Raw genomic sequence first — 15,392 nt, forward strand, 5'->3', positions numbered from 1 at the left:
AGAACCAACCCGTGTTCCAGAATGTTGATGCTTATGCCGGTGACCCGATCTTGTCGCTGATGGAAAAATTTAAAAAAGATCCCCGTGCGCACAAGGTGAACCTGAGTATCGGTCTTTATTATAACGAGCAGGGCATCATCCCGCAGATGAAGGCGGTTGCTGAGGCGGAAACCCAGTTGAACAGCGTTGAGCAGGGGGCATCTGTTTATTTACCCATGGAAGGTCTGCAACCTTACCGCAGCGCAATCCAGCAGTTACTATTCGGTGCTGAGCATCCCATGCTGCAACAAGGGCGTATCGCCACCATCCAAACCGTAGGCGGCTCAGGTGCATTAAAGGTGGGGGCCGACTTCCTGAAAAAGTATTTCCCGGACTCGCAGGTTTGGGTAAGCGACCCGACTTGGGAAAACCACGTAGCCATTTTTGCTGGTGCGGGTTTTGAGGTGAATACTTACCCCTATTTCGACAGCGAAAACCTGACTGTGAAGTTTACGGCGATGCTGAATGCCCTGAAGCAACTGCCTGCCAAGAGCATTGCACTGCTACACCCTTGTTGCCACAACCCGACGGGATCAGACCTCACGGCACAGCAGTGGGACCAAGTGGTTGATGTGATTAAAGAACGCGAATTAATACCGTTCCTCGATATCGCCTATCAAGGGTTCGGTGGTGGTATGGATCAGGATGCTTATGCTATCCGCGCGATTGCCGCCGCAGGTTTGCCATGCCTGGTGAGTAACTCGTTCTCGAAAATCTTCTCGCTTTACGGTGAGCGGGTAGGGGGGCTTTCTGTGGTGTGTGAAAGCAGTGAGGCCGCTGAACGTGTGCTGGGGCAACTGAAAGCGGCGGTGCGCCGTAACTACTCCAGCCCGCCGAATTTTGGTGCACAAGTGGTGGCAAAAGTGCTCAATGATCCGCAATTGAACAGCGAGTGGCTGGCAGAAGTGGAGTCTATGCGCCAGCGTATTTTAGAAATGCGTAAAGTGTTGGTCACTACGCTCAAGAGCGCGTTGCCACAACGTAATTTTGATTACCTGCTGGAGCAGCGTGGCATGTTCAGTTACACCGGCTTTAGCGCGGCACAGGTTGAACGCTTGCGTGAAGAGTTTGGTGTCTACTTGATCCACAGTGGCCGCATGTGTGTGGCAGGGCTGAATCATAATAACGTTCGTCAGGTGGCGGAGGCCTTTGCTGCGGTGCAGTAAAGGCGGCCCGGGCTGTTATCAAAGGAGATCACCTTGAACAAACAGCAATTGCTGGATTACTGCCTGACTAAACCGGGCAGTGAACAGGATTATCAGAGCGACTGGCAGGCCGATCGGGTCAGAGTCGCGGAGAAAATGTTTGCTCTTATTGGTGAAGCCTATGGGCGGCCCGTGATCTCATTAAAGTGCGACATAGAGCTGGCGGAACAGCTGCGTGAGCAACATGCTGAAATTATTCCTGGTTACTACTTAAATAAAGCGCATTGGAACAGTATCTACCTGGATAGCGCTTTGCCAGACTCACAGTTTTACCAACTGATTGATATGTCATATCAACTGGTGGTGGCGGGGTTATCGAAGAAGAAGCGCCAGGAACTGGGAATCTGTATATCCTGAATAATTCGCTTTGTATTTAAGTATTACGGGTATAACGAAAACCGCTCCTGCTTGATACAGGAGCGGTGACCATCACTTTTTATTCAGTATCGGCTTCAGGAAGCGCGCCGTATGGGATGCTTTGCAGTTCGCCACGGTTTCTGGCGTGCCAGCAACCAGAATTTCACCGCCGCCGCTGCCACCTTCCGGGCCCAGATCGACAATCCAGTCTGCGGTTTTAATCACATCCAGATTATGCTCAATCACCGCGATGGTATTGCCTTGATCGCGTAACTGATGCAGCACCGCCAGTAACTGCTGGATATCAGCAAAATGCAGGCCAGTGGTCGGTTCATCAAGGATGTATAGTGTCTGCCCGGTACCGCGTTTTGACAATTCACGCGCCAGTTTCACCCGTTGGGCTTCACCACCAGACAGAGTAGTGGCCGACTGACCCAAGCGGATATAGGACAGGCCCACTTCCATCAGTGTTTGCAGCTTACGCGCCAGTGCTGGCACCGCATCGAAGAAATCGCGTGCCTCTTCAATGGTCATTTCCAGCACTTCGTGGATATTCTTGCCTTTGTATTTCACTTCCAAGGTTTCGCGGTTATAGCGCTTACCTTTACATTGGTCACAAGGAACGTAGATATCCGGCAGAAAATGCATTTCTACCTTGATCACCCCATCCCCCTGGCAAGCTTCACAGCGACCACCTTTAACGTTAAAACTGAAACGGCCCGGCGTATAGCCACGGGTGCGTGATTCCGGCACACCGGCAAACAGTTCACGTACTGGTGTGAAGATACCGGTGTAAGTGGCTGGGTTAGAACGCGGTGTCCGGCCAATGGGGCTCTGGTCGATATCAATCACTTTATCGAAATGTTCCAACCCGCTGACTTCACGATAAGGGGCGGGTTCGGCAATCACCGCGCCATTGAGCTGGCGTTGGGCAATAGGGAACAGCGTATCGTTAATCAGCGTGGATTTCCCTGAGCCGGAAACCCCGGTAATGCAGGTAAACAGCCCAACCGGCAGGGTTAACGTCACATCTTTCAGGTTATTGCCGCGAGCACCGGTCAGCTTTAACACTTTGCTAGGGTCGGCAGGTACCCGTTGTGCTGGAATGGCGATTTCACGTTTGCCACTCAGGAACTGGCCAGTTAATGAGTCCGCTTGTGCCATGATATCGTCAACGCTGCCCTGAGCGACCACCTGCCCGCCGTGCACACCGGCACCGGGGCCGATATCGATCACATGGTCTGCGGCACGGATGGCATCTTCATCGTGTTCTACCACGATCACTGTGTTACCCAAATTACGCAGATGAATCAAGGTTTCCAACAGGCGTTCATTATCACGTTGGTGCAGGCCAATGGAGGGCTCATCTAACACATACATTACGCCCACCAGACCCGCACCAATTTGGCTGGCCAGACGGATACGTTGCGCCTCGCCACCGGACAAGGTTTCTGCAGAACGGGACAGTGACAGATAATTCAAGCCAACGTTAACCAGGAATTTCAGGCGGTCACCAATCTCTTTCAATACTTTTTCGGCGATCTGGGCGCGTTGGCCACTCAGCTTCATATTCTGGAAGAAGGTCATGGCATGGCCGATGCTGAGATCGGAGATCTCTGGCAAGGTGGTATCTTCCACAAACACATTACGTGCTTCTTCACGTAGGCGTGTACCGTGACAGGTAACACAAGGGCGGTTGCTGATAAACTTGGCCAGCTCTTCGCGCACCGCACTGGATTCGGTTTCTTTGTAGCGCCGTTCCATATTGTGCAGCACACCTTCAAACGGATGGCGTCGCACGGTGGTATCACCGCGATCATTGATATATTTGAATTCAATGGTTTCTTTGCCAGAACCATTCAGTACCGCTTGCTGAACCTGGCGACTCAGGCTGTTGAATGGCGCTTCCACATCAAAATCATAATGATCCGCCAGTGAGCGTAGCATCTGGAAATAGTAGAAATTGCGGCGATCCCATCCGCGAATCGCCCCACCCGCCAGTGACAGTTCCGGATTATGCACCACACGTTCAGGGTCGAAGAACTGTTGTACCCCAAGTCCATCACAAGTGGGACAAGCCCCTGCCGGGTTGTTAAATGAAAACAGACGGGGTTCCAGCTCACTCATACTGTAGCCGCAAATTGGGCAAGCAAAATTAGCGGAAAACAGCAACTCTTCGGCTTGTTCATCGTCCATATCGGCAACCACTGCCGTACCGCCAGAGAGCTCCAAGGTCGTCTCAAAGGATTCAGCCAGACGTTGCGCTAAATCGTCACGGACCTTGAAACGATCCACCACCACTTCAATGGTGTGCTTTTTTTGCAATTCCAGCTTGGGTGGATCAGAAAGGTCGCACACCTCACCGTCAATACGCGCCCGGATATAACCTTGGGCCGCCAGGTTTTCCAATGTTTTGGTATGCTCACCTTTACGATCTTTCACTATCGGTGCCAGCAACATCAGGCGTTTGCCTTCTGGCTGGCTGAGCACGTTATCCACCATTTGGCTAACGGTTTGTGCCGCCAGCGGAACCTGATGCTGTGGGCAGCGCGGCTCACCAACGCGGGCAAATAGCAGGCGCAGATAGTCGTGAATTTCGGTGATGGTGCCGACGGTAGAACGCGGATTATGTGAAGTGGACTTCTGTTCGATTGAAATCGCGGGCGAAAGCCCTTCAATATGATCGACATCCGGCTTTTCCATCAGCGACAGGAATTGGCGTGCATACGCGGAGAGTGATTCGACATAACGCCGTTGCCCTTCGGCATACAGGGTATCAAAGGCCAGTGATGACTTGCCCGAACCAGACAGGCCGGTAATGACGATCAGCTTGTCACGCGGGATAATCAGATTGATATTTTTGAGATTATGAGTACGAGCACCACGAACTTCGATATTGTCCATTTACACTTCCCGGCTTGATAATACACCGCACCCGATCAGGTTTTTTTGCCCGCTATTTTGTGGTTCAGGGAGCCAAAAAAACGGCACGGCCAGTACGAAACGCATAATTATGGCATAAAAAAGCCTGAATGAATATCCAGTATGTGAATGCAATAAAGTTGGTTACAGAGACAATAATGGAACATACTTCGCAGGTATAATCTAAGCATATGGCATGCTACAATTTGTAGCTTAGACTTAGCAAAACGTGGTTTAGAGCCACTTAATGACTCATCAGGAGATTCAACATGGCCAGCAGAGGCGTAAACAAAGTAATTCTGGTCGGGCATCTGGGCCAAGACCCTGAGGTTCGTTACATGCCTAATGGTGGCGCAGTGGCCAACATCACTTTGGCGACCTCTGAAAGCTGGCGTGACAAAACCACTGGCGAGCAGAAAGAGAAAACCGAATGGCACCGTGTGGTGTTGTTTGGCAAGCTGGCTGAAGTAGCGGGTGAATATCTGCGTAAAGGTTCTCAGGTTTATATCGAAGGTGCCCTGCAAACCCGTAAATGGACCGATCAGGCCGGTGTAGAAAAGTACACTACTGAAATTGTGGTCAATGTGGGTGGCACCATGCAAATGCTCGGTGGCCGCCAAGGTGGTGGTGCCGCACCTGCGGGTGGGCAGCAGCAAGGGAGTTGGGGGCAGCCTCAGCAACCACAAGGCAGCAACCAGTTCAGCGGTGGTCAGTCCGCTCCGGCTCCGGCGCGCCCTGCACCAAGCAGCCCGCCAGCCACCAGCAATGAACCGCCGATGGATTTTGACGACGATATTCCGTTTTAGGATGACATAAAGTAATTATTGTTAAGTAATTCTCGAGCTGGTTTTTTAACTGGTTGTTTTTAATGTAAATATTAAATTCTCAAGCCCTTTAGATGTGTAAGCATTTGAAGGGCTTTTTGTTTTTGTAATGGCCTACCGAAACTGCGCAAATCCTCCAGCCGTTTGATAAAGAGATACTGCCATCTGGGAGGAACTAAGGGCGTGATGAACAAAGGAATTGCGATCCTCTGGTTTTTTATATAAATTAGCTAAATTATCTAGCGCCTATAGTCGTGCAGGCTAAAAAATGAACGAAAACGAGATTTACGAGCACATTAAGAAAGTCCTAGCGGACGCTCCTCGCAATCAATATACCGCCGAACTTCATCTGCAAATGATCAAATATGCTGATGATCTGAAGCACATCACTGCCAAAGAGTTTTGTGAAGGGGTAGGCTTGCGAAGTAGCTTCGGCACGGAATTTAGCAAAATGCGCAATCTGACTCAGCGCCTGAAAGCTGCCGGGCTCGATACAGCCAAACTGTAACGACTCAAATTTAATTGTGCCGGGCCAATGCTCGGTACTGTAAGGAATAATCATGGCCATTAAGAAAACCGAACTTTACTCATGTCTTTGGGCTAGTTGCGACGAGTTGCGTGTTGGCATGGATAATGAGATGGACGCTCCTAGGTCAGTTAGTACAAAGACTACGTACTGACCATGGCGTTTATAAAATACGTTTCTGACAAATACAAAGGCGATCTGTTCTATTTGCTTGATAATATGACAGAGAGGTTGAAGCACAGCTCCTCTAGCGGAGGAACAAGGCTGCCTGTCACACAAGAAAAAATGGAATCTACCAAGGCCGTTTGCCCACCAGAAGAAGAACAAACTGCTATCGCCACTATTCTCTGCGATAGGGACGAAGAGATCCATGCACTGGAACAACGCATTGGCAAAAACCGACAAATCAAACAAGGCATGATGGAAGAGTTGCTGACAAGGAAGACGCGTTTGGTGCAACCACTAAATAAGGAGTCACAACATGACTGACCAACAGCAAAGTTATAAAAAAGCTCGCTTTTTTAAATGTGCGTTGCAGGTAAATCCAGCGGGTTACATTCAATACCGTGGTCAACAGCAGAGCCTGTCTGAATCTGACTATAACCAGCAGTTGTTAAATGCTGCACTCGAGGCTGGCATTGAGGTTATCGGTTTGGCTGATCATGGATCGATAAATGGATATGAAGAAATAAGAGATTTATTTCAATCGCATAACATCGTGGTGTTTCCCGGTTTTGAAATTGCCTCCAGTGAAAAAATTCACTTAGTCTGTTTGTTTAGCGAATCCACCACAGCAGATTTAATAAAAATGCATTTGGGCGCGCTAGGCGTAGATATTCATCAGCCTGCTGCGCCTGTACAGAAGTCTGCAATTGATATTATCAATTATGTCAATGAAAAAGACGGCTTCATATACGCTGCGCACTGTACCAATGACGACGGTGTATTAAAGCGTCGGATGAACCATGTTTGGCAACATAAAGGGCTACTGGCTGCTCAAATTCCAGGTTCGATCGAAGATTTGCGTGGTGTTGAAAGCGATTTTTACCGCAAAGTATTCCTGAACAAAGATGGTAGTTATAAGCGTGAGCGGGAAATGGCGGCGATTAACGCTGCTGACGTTGAGGCGCCTGAAAAAATTAAAGAAGCTGGGGCTTCCTGTTTAATCAAGATGACCAAGCCTTGTTTTTTTTCGTTTAAACAAGCATTTTTGGATGCAGGCTCAAGGGTTCGTTTAAATTCCGATAAGCCGGAAAACTATGCTTCTGCTATCGAGCGCATTCGCTTTGTTGGCGGTTATCTGGACGGCGTTGATATTGAATTGTCAGACCACCTTAATGCAGTCATTGGCGGGCGAGGTACGGGCAAATCAACCTTGTTAGAGTGTATTCGCTACGCATTCGCGTTGGAGCCTAAGACTCAAAACGCGTTAAGACAGCATAAGAGTGTGATCGATACCAACCTTGGCAAAGAGCGGGGGTTGGTTGAAATTACGCTACGCTCAGCCGTGCTGCATGGTCGTAAATTCACGGTGAGTCGAAAGTATGGCAATCAACCTGTGGTGGTGGATGAACAAGGCAATGTTTCACCTTACCACCCCACCGATCTGCTGCCGGGCATAGAGCTTTACGGGCAAAATGAAATCTATGAAATGACCCGCGATGAACATAGCCGTAATCAACTCATCGAACGCTTTTTGGAGGGGGAACACGAGCAATTTGATGCCGATATTGCCAAGGTGCTGGCGAAACTTAAAGAAAATCGTGAATCCATCAAGCGTGCCCTGAGTCAAAAAGACGATGTTGAAGCAGAGGTGGAACGCTTGCCCAAGCTGTTGGATCAAGCCAAGCAGTATCAAGCATTAGGGATTGAAGAAAAACTGAAAATTATTCCTAAGCTTGAAAAAGAAAAGCAGTTGAAAGCGCGCATTGATGAAGATGTGACTCGTGTAAAAGATGCCATTGAAGCCCTTAGAGACAGCTTGCCCGATACGGTATTTTTAAGTGATAGCGCATTGGATGGCTTGCATCATGCTGATTTATTTAGGCAGCAGCGAGTTGTGTTGGACGCCTTAAAAACAGCTGTACAGCAAGCGCTAGGGCAATTGGAACAACTTGCATTGAACGCAGATACACAGCTGGCACCGCTTAAGCAGTCATTGTTGGAAAAACAGCAGACTGAAGAGCAGAATTTAGAAAAAGCCTTTAAAGATATTCCCGCAAGCCAAGGTAAAACGGGGCGTCAAATTGGTGCAGAGTATCAGACGCTACTGAAGCAAATTGAGCAAATCCGGCCGAAGCAAACCACGTTGCAAAATCGACAATTACAAATTGACGAGTTATACGGCCAGCGCAAAAAGCTATTGCTAGAGTTGGATCAGCATACTAGCGCCAGAGCATCCAGTATTTTGAAGTCAGTAAACCGTTTAACGCAAAAGCTGGAGCAAAAGGTTCGGCTTACTTTGCAGCCGGAAGGGAACCGCCAAGCGTTTGTGGATTTTCTTAGCGAATGCAGTTTAGAGGGCGTAGGGCCTAGGCGCTTGGCTTGGGTGTTGGATGGCGATTTTTCACCCAGTAATCTCGCAGCCACTATTCGCCAGGGAGAAGCAGAATTAGCCAAGAACTTTAGCATCACCGGTACTGTTATTACAGCCTTAACCCGTCTGCCAGAAGTAAAGCTATTAGAGCTGGAAGAGCTCCAATTGCCCGATACTATGGCCATTGAACTGAATGTGACCCATGGCGAGCGAGAGGCAGTATTTCGGCCTATTGATGACTTATCGACGGGACAGCAGTGTACCGCTGTTTTGCATCTGTTGCTTTTGGATAATCTAGACCCTTTGATTTTGGATCAACCGGAAGACAATTTGGATAACGCATTTATTGCCGAACGCATTGTCGCAGAACTTCGCAGAGCAAAACTAAGCCGCCAATTTCTGTTTGCCACACATAATGCCAATATCCCAGTATTCGGTGATGCAGAATGGATAGGTGTGTTAAGTGTTGAAGATAACAAAGGGATGATTTTGCCAGAGCAGCAAGGTGCTATTGATGTACCCAAAGTTCAAGAGCTGGCAGCCGATATTTTGGAGGGTGGCAAAAGTGCGTTCAATCAGCGCCGTGAGAAATATGGTTTTAATTGAGCACTCAATCCACTTGGGAGAGAAGTATGTTAAAGACAGAATTATTAGAAATTATTGCCAATGGTGAAAACTCAGGTGTTGAGTTTAAGAGGGACGATATTCGCCCTGAACAACTGGCAAAAGAAGTGGTGGCTATGGCCAACTTCCAAGGTGGAAGAATTCTACTTGGCGTCGAAGACGACGGGGTGATAAGCGGTGTTCAAAGGGGGGATCTCGAAGAGTGGGTGATGAATGTTTTTCAGAACAAAATCCACCCTATGATTTTGCCCTTTTATGAAGAGGTAAAGTTGGACGAGGACAAAATAGTTGCGGTAGTGAGCTTTCCTATCGGTATTTCAAAGCCTTATGTCGTTCGTCACGGTGGTAAAGAAGAAATTTACATTCGTGTAGGAACGACGTCCAGACTGGCTACCAGAGAACAGCAAATGCGGTTGTTTGAATTGGGCGGTATGTTACACACTGAAGTGATGCCCGTACCTCGCACAGATATCAGTTGTTTGGATGATGCGCGGTTGATGAATTATGTTAGGGATATCTTGAGTGATCCCGATGTGCCGCAGTCTCCAGAGGAATGGCAAGCAAGGTTGCTTGGGCTTGGTTTTTTAACGGAGGCGGCAGGTAACATTTGCTGCACAATCGCTGGGTTGGTGTTGTTTGGCAAAAGCCCGCGCCGTTATTTAAAGCAAGCTGGGTTAAGAGTAATGGTATTTAGTGGCGAAGATAAGGAATATCAGGCAGCACTGGATGAAATTATTGATGGCCCAATGGTTGGTCGCTGGGATCTAGATAATGGAGATAAACATCTAGTTGATGGCGGAATTATTGAACGCTTCATGGAGGTGATGACACCCTTTATCTCTCAGGAGTCTAGTGAGATAAATGAAGAGCTAAGACGGGAAATAAAGTGGTTTTATCCACTTGAGGCTGTTAGAGAAGTATTGATTAACTCACTGGCGCACCGTGATTGGACGCGTTTTGTTGAGATTGAAGTGTCTGGATATTCGAATCGTCTTGAAGTGATCAGTCCGGGTGCTTTGCCTAATTCGATGACGGTGGAAAAAATGAAGGCTGGCCAGCGTTCGCCCAGAAATACAATTGTAATGGAAGTGTTACGTGATTACAGATATGTCGATTATCGCGGAATGGGCGTAAGAACAAAAATAATTCCGTTGACTAAAGCGTTAACAGGCAATGACCCCGGGTTTGAATTAACTGAGGATCATTTAAAAACGGTTTTATACCGTTAGCCAAGGATGAGAAATATTTGCTTGGTCGTTGTTTGATTGGCATGGGGAACAAGCATCTGATTGATAAGAGTTGAGGATGAGTAAGGTTGGTCAGCGTGAACGCGTTACCTAAAGTCGTATCGTTCAGTTTTTAGGTTATCGCTATTTAGGCGATTGGCAGGAGCGTGCCAATAATAAAAACATTGAAGTGGATGTCTTGGGTTGATTAGACACTATCTAAGGTTGGATAATCGTTTGCCTTAAAAGTACCTCTTGATAACCGCTGCCGTTTGAATGGCGACGGGTAGAGAGGTGGACAATAAAACACAGGGGATAACAACATGTCGAATTCTCAAGCGAATAACGCCGGGAAACCAAAGGGCGTGCTTGACGGATATTTTCAGCTTTCAGCACGTGGTACCAACGTGCGTCAAGAGGTGGTAGCAGGCCTGACCACCTTCTTGGCAATGGTTTATTCAGTAATCGTGGTCCCCAGTATGCTCGGTAAAGCCGGTTTTCCACCAACGGCCGTGTTTGTGGCGACCTGTCTGGTTGCAGGGCTGGGCTCATTGCTGATGGGGTTGTGGGCTAATTTGCCAATGGCGATTGGTTGTGCGATTTCATTGACCGCATTCACCGCCTTTAGCTTGGTCTTGGGTCAGCAGATCTCCATTCCTGTCGCGTTGGGGGCGGTATTTTTGATGGGGGTATTGTTTACCTTTATCTCGGTAACGGGTATCCGCACCTGGATTTTGCGTAATTTACCTATGGGGGTGGCTCACGGTACAGGGATTGGTATCGGGCTGTTCTTGTTGTTGATCGCTGCTAACGGTGTCGGTCTGGTGGTGAAGAACCCACTGGATGGTTTGCCGGTGACATTAGGGGCTTTCACCTCGTTTCCGGTGGTGATGACATTAGTGGGTTTGGCGGTTATTTTTGGCTTGGAAAAATTGCGTGTGCCAGGCGGGATCCTGCTGGTGATCGTGGTCATCTCGGTTGTTGGCCTGATTTTCGACCCGGCAGTGACATATCAGGGGCTGTTCGCTATGCCAAGTTTGGCAGATGCTGATGGTAATTCACTGATTTTTAGCCTGGATATCAAAGGGGCTTTGCAACCGATAGTATTGCCAAGCGTGTTGGCGTTGGTGATGACGGCGGTGTTTGATGCCACTGGGACCATCCGAGCGGTGGCTGGGCAGGCCAATCTGCTGGATAAAGATGGCCAGATTATCAACGGGGGTAAAGCATTGACCACTGACTCCCTGAGCAGCATTTTTTCCGGGTTGGTGGGTGCTTCACCTGCGGCGGTTTATATCGAATCTGCTGCAGGTACTGCCGCTGGTGGTAAAACTGGTTTGACAGCAACCGTGGTTGGGTTGTTGTTCTTGTTGATCCTGTTCTTGTCGCCACTCTCTTACCTGGTTCCGGTCTATGCCACAGCACCCGCATTGATGTATGTGGGGTTGTTGATGCTGAGTAACGTCACCAAACTGGATTTCAACGACTTTGTTGATGCGATGTCGGGTCTGTTGTGTGCAGTATTTATTGTGCTGACCTGTAATATCGTTACCGGCATTATGCTGGGCTTCAGCTCGCTGGTGATTGGCCGCATATTCTCAGGCGAGTGGCGTAAACTGAATATTGGTACTGTATTGATTGCCATTGCATTGGTGGCGTTTTATGCGGGTGGTCGGGCGATTTAAACCTGGTTTGCTGCAGGGCCGTTGTTCGGCCCTGCTGTTCTTTCTTCTCTACTGATATTTCCTCTGCCAAGGCGTGATATTACTCGCTAGCCACTGGTATCGGTGCGCTGGTTGTTGGGTGATGATCCCCTTTCGCTTTGTACTCTTTACTTTGAATCAAACGCAATGCCAGATACAGGTCGGGCACCAGAATCAGGTCCTGCTCTTTATTGTCAGAGTGTTTTATGCGGAACCAACGTGTCAGCTCGGTACGTCGGCCAGCCAGCACCAGAGTTATACCGCGCAATTTAAGTTCCCGTTTTAACTCATCGATAGCGGCGAGTACGCTGATATCTGGATGGGTGAAGCTGGCTACGGCGTCAATCACCACCCAACGGGATTGGAAAGGCGTGCCGTCCACCAGATTGGTGACTCGCCGTTTAAAGTAGGCCACATTAAAATAGGTCAGTGGCGAGTTAAAACGGTACATGATGACGCCATCCACCGGTTTAATACCATTATTGTTACCAATCGAATGGATCATTCCGTCATTATTGACCCCGAGCAACTGCTCGGTAGGGCGGAAAACGGTTTTTAAAAACTGTAATAACCCCAATAGTACAGCAAGACCAATACCGGGGATAATCCCCATCAGCAGTACGCTGATGAAGGTAAACAGGGCCAGATAAAACGCCGGACGGTTGCGTTTACGTAGCCGAGTAATGCTACGCATATCCAGCAACGACCAGGAGGCGTAAATCAGTATCACGCCCAGCACTGCTGTGGGGATAAACTGTAAAGGTTGGCGACAGAATATCACCACTAAGCCGATTGCCAGTGCAGCAATGATGGAGACCAATTGGCTTTTGCCACCATTGGCATCATTCACAGCGGTACGGGAGTTTGCCCCGCTGATGGCGAACCCTTGTGATAGCCCGGAGACGATATTAACTAACCCCAACGCACGGAACTCACTGTCGGCATCAACCTCGTACCCGTTTTTGGCGGCGAAACTGCGTGCGGTGAGCATCATACTGACAAAGCTGACTACCGCCAGGTTTAACGCCGGTAGCACCAGTTCACGCAGTAAACCTGGTTTAAAGTCAGGCCAGGTTACCATGGGCAATCCACCACCGCTAAAGCCTGCTGATACAGTTTCCACCCCAAAGCGTGGCAAATTAACCAGCCAGGTCAGCCCGGTGGTCAGGATGACGGCGAATAACGGAGCTGGCCAATTAGGCCGGGCGCGGTGTATCCCCAGCAGGATCAACAGTGTCAGTAGCGAGACACCGATGGTGGGCCAGTGACTGTTGAGTAAATTGCTTGGTAGAGCGTAAATGCGCTCAATCAGTTCACTGGATGGCGCGGAGAACCCAAATATCTTACTGATTTGATTGACAATAATTGTTAGTGCCACGCCATTGAGTAACCCATGCAATATCGGGTGTGACAAAAGGTCGGCAATAGCACCCAGCTTGAAACGGCTGGCGATAAGGCACCAGGTGCCCATCATCAAGGTCATAATGATGGTTAATTGCCAATGGAGTTCGCTATTGCCTGCCGCCAGGGGGGTGACGACGGCGGCAATGACTGCACAGGTTGCCGCATCAGGCCCGACGATCAATTGCCGTGATGAACCGAATATGGCGTAGGCAATCATCGGTAGAATACAGGAGTAAAGCCCAACGATGGCGCCGACACCGGCTAATTCGGCGTAGGCAATCGCTACCGGTAACGCCACGGCGGCAACAGAAAGGCCTGCTTGAATATCAGGTTTTAGCCAAGTGCGCTCATAAGCGAACAGGTTCACTAGCCCGGGGGCTACTTTTTGCAGAGATTTCCACCGCATAGATGCTCTATCTGACATAGTTAATAATGTTTTTCTCAGGCTGTTGACTCCACAGACGGACTATACCTGAGGGGCAATCAGCCGATTTTTAATCAAGTCCTGGTGAATATTTATCAAAATTATCACCAGTATAGCAGAGGTTTCGTCGTGTCATTACGGCATTGGGCCATGCACAAAGGGCAGCGTTGGGGCCATATTTTACTTTGGTGATGGCCAGTAGTCGCGGTAGCAAGCAACCCAGGCTTGGGCACAGTGGGAAAGATAGTTGCCATGGCACCATATCAATAATTTCACTTTCTACACCTCACCACTTTTGAGACTCTCGATGGAGTCCATCAATCTGCGAGCATTCTTGGGTGAACGCAGTAAATAAGCCGTTTCTTCCAGCGAGTTGTACTCTTCCAGTGACATCAACACACAAGATTCGCCATGCTGACGGGTGATCAACACCGGTGCTCTATCTTCAATCCGATCAAATTTCTCGCTTAACATTCTATAATTAGGTGTACCTAAAACTCGTGGATAAAAATATGCTACTAGCGACGTTTGCCATCATGGTTGGTTTTGCAGTGCTGGTTTGGAGTGCTGACAAATTTGTCGAAGGTGCAGCCGCCAGTGCCAACTATGCGGGAATGCCACCGTTATTGATTGGTATGATCGTTGTGGGATTTGGTACATCGGCTCCCGAGATGGTGGTATCAGCCATGGCTGCAATGGAAGGTAATCCTGCTCTTGCTCTTGGTAATGCACTTGGCTCAAATATTGCCAATATTACCTTGATATTGGGTATTACAGCGATTATCGCCCCTATCGCGGTTCATTCGAACATCATTCGTAAAGAGTTGCCCATTCTCTTGCTAGTCACAGCAGTGGTGGGAGCTATGTTATGGAACCAACAAATAGGCGTTGCGGAAGCGTGGGGACTGATCGGCGGGTTTGTATTGCTGATAGGTTGCTCAATCTGGTGCGCATTTCGTTCAAAAGGTGACCCTTTAGAACAAGAAGTCGAGCAAGAGATCTCAACAAATGTGACAACGCTCAAGGCGGCTATTTTTTGGCTGATCTTGGGTTTAGCACTATTAATCGTCAGTTCCAGAATTCTGGTTTGGGGTGCGGTTGAAATTGCCCAGCAACTCGGTGTCAGTGATCTGCTGATTGGATTAACTATTGTTGCTTTTGGGACGTCTCTTCCTGAGTTGGCAACATCAATTGTGGCTGCTCGGAAAGGTGAACATGACATCGTAGTCGGGAATATCGTTGGCTCCAATATGTTTAATTCATTAGCGGTCATTGGTATAGCAGGCACCATTGAACCAATTACCAATATTGGTGCTGAAGTTTTCTGGCGTGATTGGACATCAATGCTATTTGCCACTGCGCTCTTGATGTTAATAGTGCGTTCTGGTAAATCACAAAGCATCAAGCGTGGCGAAGGTGTCTTGCTTTTACTGTGTTATCTTGGCTACAACACTTATCTGCTCTACGGAGCACTGTAAATCCTACCAGACATAGGTTTTTTGCTCGTCAGTCTATTTGACAGCTAGCATCAAACCCGTTTCCTTCTCGCCTTAGGGCATCTAGCAAGAAAGCCCTTACATATCTCTGGGTGAATCATTAATT

11 protein-coding genes and 2 pseudogenes are annotated in these 15,392 nt (G+C 48.6%); 10 read left to right on the forward strand and 3 right to left on the reverse strand.

Annotation, left to right across the window (positions count from 1 at the left end; all coding sequences use genetic code 11):
• Positions 1-11 precede the first annotated feature (11 nt).
• Together ACX9GV_RS00275 and ACX9GV_RS00280 are read left to right on the forward strand one after the other, a co-directional pair.
• Positions 12-1,205: an amino acid aminotransferase gene (locus tag ACX9GV_RS00275; RefSeq protein ID WP_473196653.1), complete on the forward strand. Its 1,194-nt coding sequence runs from the start codon at positions 12-14 to the stop codon at positions 1,203-1,205.
• Positions 1,206-1,238: 33 nt separating this feature from the next.
• Positions 1,239-1,601, forward strand: coding sequence for an MmcQ/YjbR family DNA-binding protein (locus tag ACX9GV_RS00280; protein ID WP_473196654.1), 363 nt, complete (start codon positions 1,239-1,241; stop codon positions 1,599-1,601).
• Between the two features lie 72 nt (positions 1,602-1,673).
• On the opposite strand, the gene uvrA is transcribed toward ACX9GV_RS00280, so the two are convergent.
• Positions 1,674-4,505 (reverse strand): excinuclease ABC subunit UvrA, encoded by a 2,832-nt coding sequence (uvrA, locus tag ACX9GV_RS00285; protein ID WP_473196655.1) that lies wholly within the window; start codon positions 4,503-4,505, stop codon positions 1,674-1,676.
• Positions 4,506-4,792: 287 nt separating this feature from the next.
• On the opposite strand from uvrA, the gene ssb1 reads away from it, so the two are divergent.
• From ssb1 to ACX9GV_RS00320, 7 genes and pseudogenes are all read left to right on the forward strand, one after another.
• Positions 4,793-5,329 carry a single-stranded DNA-binding protein SSB1 gene (ssb1, locus tag ACX9GV_RS00290; protein ID WP_473196656.1) on the forward strand — a complete coding sequence of 179 codons (537 nt, stop codon included), beginning with the start codon at positions 4,793-4,795 and terminating at the stop codon, positions 5,327-5,329.
• A gap of 286 nt (positions 5,330-5,615) precedes the next feature.
• Positions 5,616-5,855 (forward strand): HTH-like domain-containing protein, encoded by a 240-nt coding sequence (locus ACX9GV_RS00295; protein WP_473196657.1) that lies wholly within the window; start codon positions 5,616-5,618, stop codon positions 5,853-5,855.
• 52 nt (positions 5,856-5,907) lie between these two features.
• A pseudogene (locus tag ACX9GV_RS00300) lies at positions 5,908-6,086 on the forward strand (type I restriction-modification system subunit M N-terminal domain-containing protein); the annotation flags it as partial.
• Positions 6,087-6,092: 6 nt separating this feature from the next.
• A complete protein-coding gene (locus ACX9GV_RS00305; RefSeq protein ID WP_473197937.1) occupies positions 6,093-6,362 on the forward strand; it encodes a restriction endonuclease subunit S in 270 nt (89 codons plus the stop codon).
• Positions 6,355-9,015 (forward strand): TrlF family AAA-like ATPase, encoded by a 2,661-nt coding sequence (locus ACX9GV_RS00310; protein ID WP_473196658.1) that lies wholly within the window; start codon positions 6,355-6,357, stop codon positions 9,013-9,015. Before ACX9GV_RS00305 ends, ACX9GV_RS00310 begins: the two co-directional genes overlap by 8 nt.
• 26 nt (positions 9,016-9,041) lie before the next feature.
• A complete protein-coding gene (locus ACX9GV_RS00315) occupies positions 9,042-10,262 on the forward strand; it encodes an RNA-binding domain-containing protein (protein WP_473196659.1) in 1,221 nt (406 codons plus the stop codon).
• Positions 10,263-10,582: 320 nt separating this feature from the next.
• Positions 10,583-11,944: an NCS2 family permease gene (locus tag ACX9GV_RS00320; RefSeq protein ID WP_473196660.1), complete on the forward strand. Its 1,362-nt coding sequence runs from the start codon at positions 10,583-10,585 to the stop codon at positions 11,942-11,944.
• 79 nt (positions 11,945-12,023) lie between these two features.
• Here ACX9GV_RS00320 and ACX9GV_RS00325 read toward each other — a convergent pair whose 3' ends face one another.
• Positions 12,024-13,772: a SulP family inorganic anion transporter gene (locus tag ACX9GV_RS00325; protein WP_473196661.1), complete on the reverse strand. Its 1,749-nt coding sequence runs from the start codon at positions 13,770-13,772 to the stop codon at positions 12,024-12,026.
• 280 nt (positions 13,773-14,052) lie between these two features.
• Positions 14,053-14,264: pseudogene (yefM, locus tag ACX9GV_RS00330) on the reverse strand (YoeB-YefM toxin-antitoxin system antitoxin YefM); the annotation flags it as partial.
• Between the two features lie 26 nt (positions 14,265-14,290).
• Here yefM and ACX9GV_RS00335 point away from each other — a divergent pair.
• The gene (locus tag ACX9GV_RS00335) at positions 14,291-15,268 is read left to right on the forward strand and encodes a calcium/sodium antiporter (RefSeq protein WP_473196662.1); all 978 of its coding nucleotides are present in this window, start codon (positions 14,291-14,293) and stop codon (positions 15,266-15,268) included.
• The last annotated feature ends 124 nt before the right edge of the window (positions 15,269-15,392 follow it).

It is taken from the genome of Serratia sp. 25CWL12, from assembly GCF_055790885.1.